General features: G+C 72.7%; 9 protein-coding genes. All 9 read right to left on the bottom strand.

Annotated elements, in window-relative coordinates; translation table 11 throughout:
• Positions 1 to 58 precede the first annotated feature (58 nt).
• Positions 59 to 643, bottom strand: coding sequence for an FHA domain-containing protein (locus ACFVTH_RS16960; RefSeq protein WP_387093375.1), 585 nt, complete (start codon positions 641 to 643; stop codon positions 59 to 61).
• 9 nt (positions 644 to 652) lie between these two features.
• On the bottom strand, positions 653 to 2,965 hold the full coding sequence (locus ACFVTH_RS16965; RefSeq protein ID WP_387093377.1) for a transglutaminase family protein: 2,313 nt from the start codon (positions 2,963 to 2,965) through the stop codon (positions 653 to 655).
• A complete protein-coding gene (locus ACFVTH_RS16970; protein ID WP_387093380.1) occupies positions 2,962 to 4,260 on the bottom strand; it encodes a DUF58 domain-containing protein in 1,299 nt (432 codons plus the stop codon). Before ACFVTH_RS16970 ends, ACFVTH_RS16965 begins: the two co-directional genes overlap by 4 nt.
• Positions 4,257 to 5,225, bottom strand: coding sequence for an AAA family ATPase (locus ACFVTH_RS16975; RefSeq protein WP_386940671.1), 969 nt, complete (start codon positions 5,223 to 5,225; stop codon positions 4,257 to 4,259). Before ACFVTH_RS16975 ends, ACFVTH_RS16970 begins: the two co-directional genes overlap by 4 nt.
• A gap of 46 nt (positions 5,226 to 5,271) precedes the next feature.
• Entirely contained in the window at positions 5,272 to 10,635 is a 5,364-nt protein-coding gene (locus tag ACFVTH_RS16980; protein ID WP_387093382.1) for an Ig-like domain-containing protein, read from the bottom strand.
• Positions 10,636 to 10,776: 141 nt separating this feature from the next.
• On the bottom strand, positions 10,777 to 11,487 hold the full coding sequence (locus ACFVTH_RS16985) for a hypothetical protein (protein ID WP_387093385.1): 711 nt from the start codon (positions 11,485 to 11,487) through the stop codon (positions 10,777 to 10,779).
• Positions 11,484 to 13,169, bottom strand: a complete 1,686-nt coding sequence (locus tag ACFVTH_RS16990) for a protein kinase (protein WP_387093387.1) — start codon at positions 13,167 to 13,169, stop codon at positions 11,484 to 11,486. The genes ACFVTH_RS16985 and ACFVTH_RS16990 overlap by 4 nt, the downstream gene beginning before the upstream one ends.
• Positions 13,169 to 14,368 (bottom strand): FHA domain-containing protein, encoded by a 1,200-nt coding sequence (locus ACFVTH_RS16995; RefSeq protein WP_387093390.1) that lies wholly within the window; start codon positions 14,366 to 14,368, stop codon positions 13,169 to 13,171. The genes ACFVTH_RS16990 and ACFVTH_RS16995 overlap by 1 nt, the downstream gene beginning before the upstream one ends.
• A complete protein-coding gene (locus tag ACFVTH_RS17000; protein WP_387093392.1) occupies positions 14,361 to 15,233 on the bottom strand; it encodes a PP2C family protein-serine/threonine phosphatase in 873 nt (290 codons plus the stop codon). The genes ACFVTH_RS16995 and ACFVTH_RS17000 overlap by 8 nt, the downstream gene beginning before the upstream one ends.
• Positions 15,234 to 15,322: the final 89 nt, after the last annotated feature.

The following is a 15,322-nucleotide window of genomic DNA, read 5'->3' on the forward strand; positions in this document are numbered from 1 at the left end:
AGTACGAAGCCCCGTCGCGGCGACGAAGGAGAAGTCGTGGCGCGCGCATGGTTTCAGGCTACACCGTCGAACGGACGACCCGATCCACGCGCAGGCCGAGCTCGCCCAGGTAGATCGCCGAGCCCGCGGGCGCCTCGCCCGGTTCGCCGGGCACGAGCTCGGTGAGCGGCGCCCCCGGCGCCTCGACGCGACTGCCGTTCGTCGAACGGAGATCGGTCACGCGGACCCCGCCGGCCGTCGGCTCCATGACGGCGTGTGTCTTCGACACCGTCCGGGTCGGGTCGTCGATCGCGACCGCCCGTGCGTCGGACGCCGCGGCGGCCACCGGGTCGCGCCCGAGCACGAGCACCCCGTCGAGCACGATCTCGAGCCCGGATGCCCCGACGAGACGCCACACCGGAGCCGCCGGCTGCGACGGCGCGACCCCCGCGGCTGCGTCGGGTCGCGGCGCCGGCGAGGGGATCGCGTCGGGCGCGACCCGCCCCGGGACGAAGGTCGGCAGCGCTCGAGGCGGCACCGCCCGCGAGGGTGCGGCCCGCACCGTCCGGTCGGGCGCATGCGCGGGCGGGGCCGCGGGCGCGGCCTTCTCGGGCACCGACGGGACGAGGCCCGGCGGCGGCACGATGAAATCGGACTCGGCCACGCCCCCAGCCTAACGACGAGAACGGATCCGGTACCGGCTGATCAGCCGGCGCGCCCGGCCGACCGCGGCCGTCACCGCGGCGGTCGCCGCCTCCGCCTCCGTCCAACGGCGAGCCACGACCTCGTCGGAGACCGCGCCGCCGTCGAACACGTCGCGGTCGATCGTCGTCGCGAGGGTCGAGAGCGGCACCGGCGCCGGGGCATCCGCCCCGCTGCCGTGGAGCGCCGCGGCCAGGCCCTGCTCGCCGACCTGCCGCTCGAGCACTCGGGCCGACTGCAGTCGCGTGCCCTGCGCGGGCGGCTCGAAGCCGAGCTCGGCCCAGCGGTCCATCAGCTCCTCCCAGGCCGCTGCGGCTTGGCGGTCGTTCGGCCCGGAGCGGCGCCGGCGACGGCGGGCCGCCTTCACGAGCATGACGGCCAGCATCGGGAGGAAGACGATCGCGGCGGGGATGCCGATGGCGCCGAGCGTCACCCACACCCAGCCGGGGATCTGGAACGGACGGTCCTTGTCGTCGTCGTCGGTCTCGTCGATCTCGACGGTCGCGAGCAGCTCGTCATCGGTGTGCTCGGCCCGCGGGGGCTGGCGCACCTGCGGCTGCGGCTCGGATTTCGGCTTCGGCGTCTCCTCCTGGGGGACGTCGACCTGGTCGGGGGTGGGGCGGAAGCTCACCCAGCCGACGCCGTCGAAGGCGACCTCGACCCAGGCGGTGACGTCGTCGCCGACGACCTCGACCTCCTCCTGTCCCTCGGAGATCTCGGGCGCGAACCCCATCACGACGCGCGACGGGTAGCCGAGGTCGCGGGCCATGAGCGCCATCGCTGCCGCGTACTGCTCGGCGTCGCCGACCATCTGCGTGCGCGTGAAGAGCTCGTCGATGCGGTCGGCGCCGTGCCCGGCGCGCGACGGCACCGCGTCGGAGGCGAGACCGTGGCTGAGGAACCCGCCGGTCTTCAGGGCGCGCTCGATCGCGCGCAGCTGCTCGATCGGGCTGACCGCGTCGCCGGCGAACTCGCCCGCCTTCGCCTCGGTGACGTCGGGCGAGTTCTCGACGATCGGCAGGGTGAGGTCGGCCACCGGCACGTCGAGGAGGTCCTCGGTGTCGGGTTCGCGCTGCACGTTGGCCGTCAGCGCGTAGTGTGCGCCCTCGCCGACCCCGCTCGTGAGCACCGCCGTGCCGGCCGCGGGGTTGTAGCGCAGGTCTCCGGCGCGGGCGGCGCTGCCGCCGTCGAGGAGTTGCAGGGTGCGCCCGTAGCCGACCGTCGGCAACCAGACGTCGGAGTAGGCACCGACCTCGACCTCGATCTCGCGCGCCGACCCGAGGTCGGCGAGCTCGGGCTCGGGCAGCGACTCGCCGACGATGCCGTAGCCGCCGCCGTCGGCGCCGACGTCGTCGGGGCCGGCGACGTTCCAGAGGCGCCCGGTGTACGCGTCCATCGTGGCCAGACGCAGCGTGTCACCGGGCTCGAGCCCGCGCACCGTGAAGAGCGTCTCCTCGGCGAGGTCCTTCGTGTACTTGCGGAACCCCGAGAGCGGGCTCGGGAACTCGAGCGGGTCGAACGGCGGCACGATCTCGTCGCGCAGCACGAAGCGGTCGGGGCTCACCGGTGCGACCGCGAGACCCGCCACCGCACCGATCGCGACGGCGCCCGCCACGACCACGGCGGTGCCCGTGATCTTCTGCCTGCGCAGCCGCTTCGCCCCGTCACCGGCTGCCTCGACGGTCGTGCCGCGGCGCCAGGCGATCCAGACGAGCGCGATCACCGCGAACGCGACGCCGCGGACGCCGGCGAAGTAGGCCTCGTCGGTGCCGAGGAGGATGCCCGACAGGTAGAGCAGGGCCGGGCCGATGACCAGCACGCTCGTGCGCAGCGCGGTGCGCCGCTTCGGCAGCCAGCGCAGCACCAGCAGGCCGCCGACGAGCGAGACGAGCCACGCCGCGAAGTACGGCAGTGCCGCGATGTAGTACGGCGCCTCGACCGGGGTACCGATCGTGACGATGTCGGCCCAGCCGAAGACCGCGCCGTAGGCCAGCCCGGCGAGCGAGCCGAGCGAGGGCAGGACCCCGAAGATGCCGGTCTCGGGCATCGTGAACGGGGTGCCCACCAGGAAGTAGGCGACGATCGCCATGAGCACCGTCGTGACGACGCCGAGTCGCAGGAGCGTGCCGGCGAGCGCGGCGAGCGTGCCGACGACGAGGCCGGCGACCGCGGCCACCAGGAAGTTCAGGTCGCCGAACGAGGTCTCGTAGCCGAGGATGCCGAGCAGCGAGAGGAGGCTGAGGACGAGGAGGTCGCTCACCGCCGTGCGGGGAAGCCGGGTCACGGGCGCAGCCTCCTCATGATGCGGGGCAGGTCGCCCAGGGAGCCGACGGTCGCGACGGTCGTGCCGGCGACCTTCGTCAGCGAGCTCGTCGCGCCGTCCTCGACGCGGATCGCGATGGTCTGGGTGTCGCTGCCGAACACCGTCTCGACCGAGCGGAACTCGGCGAGCGGCAGGAGCGACCCTCCGACCGAGATGACGACGCTCGGCGCCGGCAGCCGCTTCGTCGACTCGCGAACGAAGTCGCGCATCGTCGGGTACGCGCCCTCGACGGGTTCGATGCGGGAGGAGTCGTCGAGGAGCACGGTCGGCGTCGCGGTGCGCAGCCCGAGACGCTCGGTCACGACCGCGAGCCTCGTCGCGTCGCGGATGACCTGGACGCCGATCGACGCGAGGACCGAGACCCCGAGCTCGAACTCGTCGTCGGAGGCGTACTGGGCACGCTCCGTGGACTGCACGAGGATGAGCTGCGAGCGCCGCGTCTCCTCGTACTGGCGCACCATCAGCTGGCCGGTGCGTGCCGACGTCCGCCAGTGCACGTTGCGCAGGGCGTCGCCCGGCTCGTAGGCGCGCAGCGCGTGGAAGGAGATGTCGTTGTCGGTGATCACCTTCGTGATCTCGCCCTCGAGGTCGCGCACGAGGCCCGCGGCGGAAGGACGGAGGCGCGCGGTCACCGGGTGCACGAAGAGCTCGACGGGGTCGGTCCAGCGCACGGTGCGTCGCAGGATGCCGAGCTGGTCGCCGCGGACCGAGATCGCCGGCCCGGCGACGATGACCGCGCGGCGATTCGTCGGCACGGCGAAGAGCTCCTCGTGCTCGTCGCCAGCTGCCAGCTGCGGCACCACGAACTCGGCGAGGCCCGCGCCGACCGGCAGTTCGATCCGGGCGGGCGCCGACGGCGCCGTGCCGGCGTTGCGCACGAGCAGGCGGCCGAGCGCCCGCTCCCCCGCGACGACGCGAGCCGGCTGCAGCTCGATGCCGACGGCGAAGTGCATGCGCCCGAAGACGAACGCGATCGAGACGAGCACCGCGGCGAGCAGCGTGAACCCGAGGAACGCGAACTCGATCCAGCCGAAGGCCCATGCCAGCACGAGCGAGACGGCCGCGGCGGCGAGCACGAGCCATCCGGTCGTGGAGACGAGCCCCGTGACCGGCTCGCAGAAGTCGGCCACCGCGCGCCAGGCGCGCGCGACAGTCGCTCCGAGCGAGCGGGCGGATGCCGCGAGCGAACGTGCGACGGCGCGCACCGCGATGCGCGCCTGCGAGGGAGTCTGCGGCGCGCCCGTTCCGGCGCTCATGCCGCCCGGTAGGCCGGGGGCGCCACCTCGACGAGGACCCGACCCACGATGTCCTCGGCCGTGACCCCGGCGAACTCCGACTCGGGGTCGACGATGATGCGGTGGGCGAGCACGGGCACGGCGAGCTCGCGCACGTCGTCGGGCGTCGCGAAGGTGCGCCCGTGGGCGATCGCCCAGGTCTTCACCGCGCGCGCCAGCGCGAGCGCGCCGCGCATGCTGACGCCGAGCGCGGCGTCCTTGTGGTCGCGCGTCGCCGAGACGAGCTCGTTGAGGTACGACAGCACCGCGGCGTCGACGTAGACCTCGCTCGCGAGCTGCGACATCGTCGTGATCGAGCTCGGGGCGATGATCGGCGACACCTTCGACGCGCGCGCGCGGTTGGCCGAGTCGAGCAGCAGCGTGACCGCCGTGTCGTGGTCGGGGTAGCCGAGCGAGGTCTTGATGAGGAAGCGGTCGAGCTGCGCCTCGGGCAGCGAGTAGGTGCCCGCCTGCTCGACGGGGTTCTGCGTCGCGATGACCATGAACGGGCTGCCGACCTCGTAGCCGACGCCGTCCACCGTGACGCGTCCCTCCTCCATGACCTCGAGGAGCGACGACTGCGTCTTCGGCGAGGCGCGGTTGATCTCGTCGGCGAGCACGATCGACGCGAAGATGGGGCCGCGGTGGAACTCGAACTGCCCCTTGCCCTGGTCGTAGATCGTCACGCCGGTGACGTCGGAGGGCAGGAGGTCGGGCGTGAACTGGATGCGCGAGTTCGTGCCGTCGAGCGTGTTCGCGAGGGCCTTCGCGAGTACCGTCTTCCCGGTGCCCGGGAAGTCCTCGAGGAGGACGTGCCCGTCGGAGAGCAGCGCCGTCACGACGAGCTCGATGACGTCGCGCTTGCCGAGGATGGCGCGGTCGACGTTGTCGACGAGCTTCGAGAAGGCGTCCTGGAACCACAGGGCCTGTTCTTGGGTCACTGACATGTGTGCTGCTCTCTCCTGCTGATGACGAGTCGATTCATGCGTGGGGTCACCACGAGTTGAAGGGGATGCTGTTCCACTGGGAGCCGCTGATCGCGCCGAGCGTCTTCGACGTGCCGCCGCTGACGTTCTCGAAGCGCACCGCGATCGTCTCGCCCGCGGCGCGGCGTCCGAGGTGGTTCTGCAGCTCGAGGTTGCCGCTCGCGCCCACGTCGTAGGTGCCCTTCCAGTTGCCCCACGAGCCGTTGACGGTCACGTAGACCTGGTAGCGACCCGGATCCATGTTCGCCCAGCTGATGCGGACGTTGGCGCACCCGCTGCCGCCGCTGTCGCAGGCGCGGCTCGGGCCCTTGCCGATCGAGCCCGACGCCTGCGGGGGCGGGGCGTTCTCGACGGTGAAGCGAGTCGATCCGGCGGGGCCGATCTGGCCGCTGCCGTTGTTCCTCGCCTGGACCTCGACGGTGTACGTACCGGCTCCCAGTCCGCCGAACTGGCGCGACTCACCGGACTGCCAGCCCGACCATCCGCCGCTGTTGATCCGTGTGCGGTACTGCACGCCGCCGCCGCCGGTGTCGTTCGGGGCATCCCAGGCGACGTCCACCGTCGCGTTGGCATAGCCGACCGATCCGTGGCGCACGTTCGTCGGCGCGGTCGGTGTGCCGTACGGCGTGGAGCTCATCGAGTTCGACGCGGGCGAGGTGCCCTTGTCGTTCACCGCGCGCACCGTGAAGGTGTACGCCCTGCCGTTCGTCAGGTTGCCGATCGTCTGGGGCGAACCGGCTTTCTCGGGGCCGAAGTTCCAGGGGCCGCCGCCGCCCGAGGTCGCCTCGACCACGTAGCCGGTGATGGGCGAGTTGTTCGTCGCGTTGGCGCGCCACGTCAGCTTGATGTTGCCGTCGCCGCTCGCGATGTTCGTGAGAGTCGGCGCGTCGGGCTTGTCGCGCACCACGATCGTCACGCGCCCCTGCACCTCACGGGCCGGGTCGAGGGTCGCATCCCCGATGCGGTAGATGACGCTGAGCTCGCCCGTGAACGTCGGGCCCGTGCGCACGGTGAGGTCGGAGGCGGTGTGCGTCACGCTGGCGTTCGCACCGACGTTCTGCGAGTCGATCTCGGCCGCGACGATGCGGAGCGGCTCGCCCTCGGCGTTGAACGGGTTGAAGTCGTTCGCGAGCACGTCGAAGGTCTTGGCGTCGGCGCGCACCATCTCGTACGGCCCGTCGTCGACCGCCTGCGGCTTCGCGCGGGTCGACGACACGACCTTGACATCGACGTACCCGGGCACCGTGAACGCCTCGAACTTCAGGTCGAAGCTGAGCCGCGTCTCGGTACCGGGCTGCACGCCACGAGGCGACGAGACGGTCATCGTGCCGCCGTCGATCGAGGCCGTGATGTCGTTCGAGGTACCCGAGAGGTTCGTGTACTCGACGCGCTCGATGTTGTCGGGGTTCGGCTGGTACGTCGACGAGCGGAGGTCGATCTGGAGCGGGGCCTCGCCGGCCTCGAGCGTCTCGGAGCGCGGCGTGAACGTCGGCGGCGTGTCGTTGAAGTTCGGGTCGCCGACCGTGATCGGGATCGTGAGGAGCGCGACGCGGCCGATGGGGTCGGCGGCGCTCTCGCCGTCGGTCACCTGGAAGGTGACGGCGGCGGAACCCCGGTAGTCCTGTTCGGGCACGTACTGCAGGGTCTGCCCGTCGACGAGCGGCGACTCCTTCGCGTTCGTCGCCGAAGCCGAGAGGAGCAGCGGCGGCTTGCCCGACGGCACCACCACGATGTCGTTCACGTCCCAGGTGATGCTGCCGTTCATCGGCACGACGATCTCGCCGAGGTCGGCGAGGTGCGGCGCGGGGAACTTCGCCTTCTCCTCCGCGGCGAGCTCCTCGGGGGTCTTCGGCCGCTGGGTCTCCTCCGCCGTGGGCGCGTCGTCGCCGCCGGGGATGGGCGGCACGATGACGAACGCCTTCGCGTCGAGCTCGTCGAGCTCGTTGGTCAGGCGGAACGCCACCGCGAAGCGCTCGCTGCGCGGCTTCACGTCGATGCTGCCGTCGGGCAGCACCTCGGCGCGGTCGGCGTTGGGGCCCTCGAGCGACACCTTCAGGTCTTCGACGAGACCTCCGGGATTCGTCGCATCGTTCAGCGGGCGCACGTTCACGCGGTCGACGTCGACGACCTCCTCGGGCTCGATGACCTGGTCTTCGGCCGTCGGCGGCTGGATCTTGGCGTTCTTCGACACCTTCACCTGGATGAAGGCCGTGTCGGCGCCGCCGTGCCCGTTGGACGCCTCGTACCGCAGGGTGTAGGCGCCCTCGGTCTCGGGGGCCGTGACGACGACCCGCCGGCGGTCGCGGATCTCGGCCTCGATGCCCTCGTCGATGTCGGGCAGCTTCGCGACGTGGAGCTGGTACCCCGAGGGATCGGAGTCGTTGAGCAGCACTTCGACGCCGACGGTGCGGCCCGGCTTCATCTCGATGGTGTCGTCGACCGCCTTCGGCGGGAGCTGCACGGCCGGCCGCGGGATCACGCCGACGCGCACGACGCCGGTCGCCGTGGCACCCGACGTGTCCTGCACCTCGTACTTGAACGAGTCGGTGCCCGCCGATCCGGTGAGTGCCTCGTAGGTGATCGAGGTGCTCGTTCGCTCGACGATGCGACCGAGCGCGGGCGGCGACGAGATGCCCGTGAGCACGACCGAGTCGCCATCGGGATCGAGCCCGTCGAGCGGCACGTCGATCTTCACCTGCGACCCCTCGAAGGTGCGGGAGGTGAGCGGCGTCGGCAGCGGAGCGCGGTTGTTCTCGTCGTCGGGACCGATGACCGTGAAGCGCACGGTCGCCCGCGCGGTCTGCTCGAAGTCGTCGCCGATCGTGTAGACGACGCTGTACGTGCCGGGCGTCTTCGGGGCCTGGAAGCGCACCGTGTCTTCGCTGACGAAGGCGAGCCCGCCCTCGGTGACGGGGTCGATCAGTTCGGGCAGCACGCGGAACGCGGCGGCATCGGGGTGGTAGTCGTTCTCGGTCACCGGCACGGTGACGATGTCGCCAGCGCGCACGTTCACGCTGTCGTCGGCGGCCACGGGCGGCTGGTGCTTCACGAGCGGCGGCACCGGCACGACCGCGACGGACGCCGTCGCCGTGTTGAGCCCGTCGGACACGGTGTACGTGAACTGCAGCTGTCGATCGATCGCCTCGGACGCGGTGACGCGGGCGACCGTGTTGGTGAGGATCTCGACCGAGACGAGGCCCTCGGTGCCGGCGTCGTCGACCGACTGGACCGCGAGCACCTTGCCCGACGGCGAGACGTCGTTGACGAGGAGCGGCACGATGGTCGGCTCGCCCGGGCGCAGGTAGGCGGTGTCCTTCACCGCGATCGGCACCGGCGCCTCGGCTGGCGGCTCGGTCACCTGGACGCGGATGAGCCCGACGCTCACCGCCGTGTCGGCGCCGAGGTTGTAGAGGAAGACGTACTCGCCGGGCTCGTCGGCCGAGAAGGTGATCGTGCCGCGCTCGAGGTTCGGGGTGACGGTCGGACCCTCGGGCACCTCGTCGACGCCGACGAGCGTGAGCGGGGCGCCCGACGGCGTCAGGTCGTTCGCGAGCGGCTCGATCGCGACCGACTCACCGACGAAGACCTGGGCGAAGTCGGGCGTGCCGACGGGGTTCAGCGTGCCGCTCGGCTTCACCTCGACGGTGAGGGTGCCCGCGGCCTCGGTCTGACCGTCGGAGACGACGTACTGCACCTCCTTCGTGCCGATCTCACCCGACTGGTGCGCGAAGGTGACGAGTCCGTCGGGGCTGAACCGCACCGAGTCGCCGCTCGTCGGCGAGGCGTTGACGAGATAGACGTCGTCGCCGTCGGGGTCGTTCCAGTCGCCGAGGACGTTGTAGGAGATCTGGCGGCTCTGCTCGACGCTCGTCGCCGCGTTGCGCAGCGACACCGGCGGCTCGTTCGCACTCACGGGCCGGATGCGCACGTTCACCTGGGCCTCTGCGCGACCGCCGCGACCGTCGTCGACGGTGTAGCGGAACGACGTCGTGCCCGCGGCACCGGAGTCGGGCGTGAACTGCAGCGCCCGCCCGCCGTCGATGAGCTCGAGGCGCCCGGGGGCGCCGCTCGGCGTCGGGAGCTCGGCGACGGTCAGCACGTCGCCGTCGGGGTCGGTGTCGTTCTCGAGCACCTCGAGGATCGTGGTGCGCTCGGGGCGCACCCCGTACTCGTCGTCGCGTGCGAGGGGCGGCCGGTTGACGGGGCCGCGTTCGGCGAGCGTGTCCTCGAAGTTCTGCTGGGAGCTCTTCTCGTCGCCCTCCTCGTCCTCCGACTCCTCGGGCGGCGTCACCTCCTCCCAGTTGTCGACGAGCCTGAGGTCGGAGTCGACGAGCCAGGCGTTGCCGTTGGAGAGGTTGTTCAGCACGATCACGTCGCGGTTGACGCGGAACTCGAGCCGCGAGCCCGCCGTCGGCTGCTCGATCTGCTGCGATCTCGGCTCCTGCCCGTCGCACGCGAGCAGGTACCGCGACGCACCCGCCCACGCGCCGTGCGCGCAGCCGTCGAGCCAGACCGGTGCGGCGACCTCGCTGGCCTTCGCGGCCGCGGCGTCGCCGCCGTTCGGGATGGTGCGCACCTCGCCGCCGCCGAGGGGCACCTCGAGCAGAGCGTCGGCGGTTGCGACGAACGCCGAGTCGTGCTCGCCGCCGGACTGCTGCAGTCGCAGCCCGGGCTCGGGAAGCTCGATCGCGCGCCCCTCGACGACGAGCTCGTCGCGCTCCTCGTCGAGGATGACCGCGCGTTCGCCGACGGCCGCGAGCTGGTGCCCGTCGAGCTTCGGGAGCTCGCTCTTCGCGGGCTCGGCGTCGATCGCGACCGTGTACAGCGTGCGCTTCGACGGTTTCGTCGCGAAGACGGTGCCCTCGCTCGAGACCGCGACCTGGGCGCCCTTGCCGAGCTCGAGGAGCGGGTCGGTGCCCGAGGGGTCGAACGACAGGGCCGACCCGGCGGGCACCGTCCAGAGCTCGCCCTTCGGGGAGAGCACGGCGAGCACCTCGCCGCCGTACGCCACGGTCGAGCCGGGCGGCACGTCGATGCGCTCGGTGAGCGTGGTGAAGGAGGGATCGATGCGATCGATCGTGCCGAGGCTGCGGTCGTAGAGGAAGGCGTCGTCGCCGTTCTGGAAGACGTCGAACTCGTTGGTCGCGGTGCTCACCGCGGCGTCGAGCTCGCCGATCGGGCGGTTGAGCCGGCCCGCGAGCAGGTCTTGCGCGTTCGTCACCCAGACGTCGCGAGCGCGGAGGTCGGGGTCGGTCACGGGGAAGCCCTGGTGCAGGACGGCGAACGTCAGCGGCACGCCCGCGATGAGGCTCAGGGCCAGGGTCGTCGCGGTCGCTTTGCGCGTGCGCACCCACGTGCTGAAGCTTCCCACCACTGCTCCCCGAATAATCCGTCATCGACCAGGGCGGCAATGCCCACAACGGGGTACACGGTAACACGGCCCTGCGACGAGCTCACATGGGGAGTCATCCCCATGACGGTGCGCGGCCCGCGGCCCGCAGCCGGGCGGCGATCAGGCCTTCGCCTCGCCGCCCTCGTCGTCGCGGTCGAGCATCGGCAGGTCGTCGGCGCTCACCAGGCGGGTCGCGACGGCGTACTCGACGAGCCGGGCGCGGCGGTTCGTGGCGAGCTTGCCGCGACCGCCGCGGAGCCCGTCGACGCCGATCCGGTCGAGCTTCTCGCAGACGTTGTCGAGCTTGCGGTTGAACGTGGTCATGCTCCAGCCGAGTCGCGCGGCGGCCTCGACCGAGCTCGGGACCGCGGCGCGGCCCGCGGCCGGCTGGGCGAGCACGTTCTCGGCGAGCGCGACGACGAGCAGGCGCTGGCTGGTGGTGAGCGTGACCGGCATCACCGTGGTGCCGCCGTCGGCGGGCGTCGCCGTGAGCGAGGTGTTGTAGAAGTCCTCCTCGGCGTGCACGGTGAAGTCGTAGGTCGTCGCGCCGGCGCTGAACATGACGTGCACCGTCTGGAAGACGAGCGGCAGCTTCGCGCCGGGGGCCACCCAGGCCTGCACGCTGCCGGTCGCATCGGAGACGGTCGCCGAGAGCAGCTGACCGACGTTCGAGAGCCACCAGAGCCCGTACTCGGCCGAGAGGGTGAGGAAGGTGCGGTGCAGGTAGGGGTTCTCGTCGATCGTGAGGTCGGAGTCGCGTCCGATCGTGAACGGCGCCCCCTCCTCGACGGTGTACCACTCCCCGCAGTACTCGACGCGCAACGGCCTCATTCGGTGCACCCCCGTGCCTCTTCGGACGTCTTGCTGCCGCGCTGGACCTGGACGTCGATGCACACGACGCCCCCGGTGTTCTCGACCGTCACGGTCGGCCCCTCGGAGACCTCGATGCCGCCCGAGCCGTCGGCGCGCTTCCAGCGGTAGCGATCGCCCTCCTCGGCGTCGTCGTGCGACAGCGCGAAGGTGACGGACGCCCCGTCGACGCTCGCCACCTCGACGGCGGGCACCGGCACCTGCTCGCCGAGCAGCGCGTCCTCGCCGCTGCCGCCCGGGTTCGGTTCGGAGGTCGGCTCGGGGGCCGGCGCACCCGAGAGCGCGATCGCGAGCGTGACGACCGCCGCGACCACGATCGCCGCGACGATCGCGATGACCACGCCGAGGCGGGAGCGACGGGGCGCCCGCGTCTCGGTCGGCGCGGCGCTCGGCTCGTACGGCACCGGCCCCGCGGGCGCCGCAGGCCGGACGACGGTGTGGTCGGCCGCGGGCGACGGAGCGGACGCCGACCCGCGCGGCCGCAGCACGGTGGAGTCGTCGACGGGGCGTGAGGCCTGCGGCGCCGGCGGCTGCGCCGCGATCTGCTGCGGCGCGCGCACCTGCGTGCGGTCCTCGTCGACGGGCGGCGGCGCGACGCGCGGCGGCACGGCAGGCGCGGGCGCGACGGGCGCCTGCGCCTGGACGGTCTGCACCGAGCGGGCGCGCGTCGCGTCGACGCCGTCGTCGTCGCCGGACTCGGCATCGCGCTCGGCGGCGAGGTTCGGCACCTCGATGTTCGTCGCGGAGTAGCCGAGCTCGAGCTCGACCCGCTGGAGGGCCCTCGCGAACTCGACCGCGCTCGGATACCGGTCGTCGCGACGGGTCGCCATGCCCTTCGCGAGGACGGCCGAGAGGCTCGCGGGAACGTCGCTGCGGCCGATGGGCGTGATCGCGCCGCGCTCGATCCGGCCCATGAGGTCGAGCGAGCCGTTGGAACGCCCCGGGATCTCGAACGGGGTACGCCCGGCGAGCAGCGTGTGCACCGTCGCCGCGAGCGAGAAGACGTCGCTGCGGGGGTCGGGTGTCGGGTCGTCGTCGAACATCTCGGGCGGCGACCAGGGCACGCTGAGCCCGACCGCGGACTGCCCCGTGCCGGAGGCCGAGCCGGTCGCGCCGAGCTCGGCGGCCGTGACCGTGTGCACCGGCAGCTCGCCCTCGAGGTTCGACGAGATGCCGAAGTCGGTGAGGGCGGGCCAGCCGTAGTCGTTCGTGAGCACGTTCGCGGGCTTGATGTCGCGGTGCAGGATGCCGGCGGCGTGCGCGGTGGCGATCGCGCCGGCGAGCCGCACGCCGGTGCGCAGGGCGTCCTCGACGGAGAGCGGCTCCCGCTTGTAGCGCTCGGCGAGGCTCGGCCCCGAGCAGTACTCCATGACGAAGTACGGCCGGCCGTCGGCCGAGACGTCGGCGTGGAAGATCGTGACGATGAAGGGATGCGCGGACAGCTGCGCCATGAGGTTCGCCTCGGCGACGAACTGGGCGCGGGTGTCGCGGCCGAGCTCCTCGGTGAGCAGCACCTTGACCGCGACCTTGCGGCGCGGCAGGCGCTGCTCGTAGAGGAAGACGTCGGCGAAGCCGCCGGAGCCGAGCAGGCCGAGCGAGGTGTAGCCCGGCAGCTCGGGCGGGGTCGAGGTGGCCCTGCGCATCAGTCGCCGACCACCTGGATCGTCCAGCCGCCGCCGAGGTCGACGACGGTGCCGATGAGCACGGGCGTCGGTTCGCCGGCGCGGAGCTTCACGGGCGCCCGGCCCGGGGCGACCACGAGGGTGCCGTTGCGCGAGTGCAGGTCGGTGACGACGACGGTGCCGCCCTCGAGCGCGAGGCGGACGTGACTGCGCGAGATGTCGGGGTCGCCCTGCCCGATCGTGACGAGTCTCGGCAGGCGGCCGCCGGAGACCTTGCTGACGCTCGGCGAGCGACCGAGCACGATCTCGTGGCCGAGGGGTTCGAAGCTGCCGTCGGGCATCCGCACGCGGACGCCCGACGAGGTCGTCGCCGGCGCCGACGCCGGCTGCGGCGCAGCGGGGCGGGATGCCTCGCGCTCGGCCCGGAGGCGCCGGATGTCGGCGCTCGCGACGGTCATGCCGTCGTGGTCGCCCGCCGCGAAGGCGGCGGACGCCCCGTCGCCCACCGGTCGGGCGACGGTCTCGCCGACGTCGACCGCGGGGATCGGCACCGCGCTCGGCGTCGTCGGCGGAACCCCGGTCGCCTCCGGCGGGCGGATGAAGTCGGTCACGCCGACGACGGTCTCCTCGATGGGGGCGATGGTGTGCTCGGGCGCCGCGAGGGCCTCGACGTCGACCCGCACCGGGGACGCCGGCGCGGGGGCCTCGATCACCGGGGCCGCCGGCGCGGGTTCGGCCACCGGGGTCGCCCGGGCCGAGGCCGCGTCGACCGCTCCCCCGCTCGCGGCGGCACCCGGCACCGCGACCGCGGCGACACCGGCGACACCGTCGACGAGCGGCAGCCACGGGCCGCCAGCCGCGGCGCCGGCGTGCACGATCTCGACGCGCTCCGCGTCGTCGACGACCCGCTCGGCCCACGTGGAGACCGCGGCGCCCGAGACGACGACCTCGCCCGCGGTGACCTCGAACGCACCGCGTACGATGATGCGGACGCCGCCGAGGCGCTCGCCCTCGGCCTGCCAGGTCAGGAGCGCGAAGTCGGGCGTCCGCCCGAGCCCGTCGGCCGTGAGCCGTTCGAGCACGGCGGTCGTCGACTCGGGCCCGAGCCCGGCCCACAGCTCTGCGGCCACGGCCCCCGCCGACCCGCCGGCGACCACGAGCGCGGCCCCCGGTCGGACGGCGGCGATCGCACCGCTCACGTCTGCGCGATACTCAGCCATCGCGTGCCCCCTCGTCCCTCGGCCTCGTGACCTCGATGCCCTCGTCACCGCGGTCGCGCGTCGCGTCGGGGTCGCCCTCGTCGCCGCCGATCTTCGACTCGACGACGACGACGCTCACGTTGTCGCGCCCGCCGTGGGCGAGCGCCGCCTCGACGAGCTCGCCCGCCATGCCCGCGGGATGGGCCGCGTCACCGGCCAGGATGGCGGCGATCCGGTCGTCGTCGAGCTCCTTCGTGAGCCCGTCGGAGCAGACGAGGAACACCTGGCGCCCCGCAGCGGGGATGAGCCACACGTCGGGGTCGACGACGTCGTCGGCGCCGAGCGCCCGCGTGATCACGTTGCGCTCGGGATGCCGCTCGGCGTCGGCGGGGCTGATCAGCCCGGCGTCGACGAGCTCCTGGACGGCCGAGTGGTCGACGCTCAGCTGCTCGAGCGTGCGGCCGCTCCACGAGTAGATGCGGGAGTCGCCGATGTTGAACGCCATCCAGTGGTAGCCGCCCGCGTCGCCGGCGTCGACCAGGGCGACCCCCGCGAGCGTCGTGCCCGCGACGGCCGTGCCCTCCTCGCCGTGCTCGCTCAGCGCGCGCACGGCCTCGTTCGAGCTGTGGATCGCGTCGAGCACCTGTTCGGGCGACGGAGGGGTGCCGGGCTCGACGTGACGCCGGAACGTCTCGACGACCGCCTGGCTCGCCGCGTCGCCCCTGGCATGGCCGCCCATGCCGTCGGCGACGAGGAAGACCGGCGGCTCCGCGAACACCGCGTCTTCATTCACGCTGCGAACGCGCCCGAGGTCGGTGCGGGCGGAGTGGGCGATGAGCGCCGAACCGCGGGTCAGGGCGACGACGCCCTCGACATCACCTGGCACGGTACTCCTCGATAGGGCGGGGTGTGATCGGGACGGCAGCCCGAGCGACGCCGCCGGGCGCCGCCCGTCCACGGTAGCAAGTCCGGCGG

The organism is Agromyces sp. NPDC058104, assembly GCF_042884835.1.
GTDB lineage: Bacteria > Actinomycetota > Actinomycetes > Actinomycetales > Microbacteriaceae > Agromyces.

Excerpts from the sequence above, each read along its gene's own strand:
- ACFVTH_RS16975 (WP_386940671.1), bottom strand. The coding sequence starts at position 5,225 with ATGTCAGTGACCCAAGAACAGGCCCTGTGGTTCCAGGACGCCTTCTCG.
- ACFVTH_RS16985 (WP_387093385.1), bottom strand. The coding sequence starts at position 11,487 with ATGAGGCCGTTGCGCGTCGAGTACTGCGGGGAGTGGTACACCGTCGAG.
- ACFVTH_RS16970 (WP_387093380.1), bottom strand. The coding sequence starts at position 4,260 with ATGAGCGCCGGAACGGGCGCGCCGCAGACTCCCTCGCAGGCGCGCATC.
- ACFVTH_RS16995 (WP_387093390.1), bottom strand. The coding sequence starts at position 14,368 with ATGGCTGAGTATCGCGCAGACGTGAGCGGTGCGATCGCCGCCGTCCGA.
- ACFVTH_RS16990 (WP_387093387.1), bottom strand. The coding sequence starts at position 13,169 with ATGCGCAGGGCCACCTCGACCCCGCCCGAGCTGCCGGGCTACACCTCG.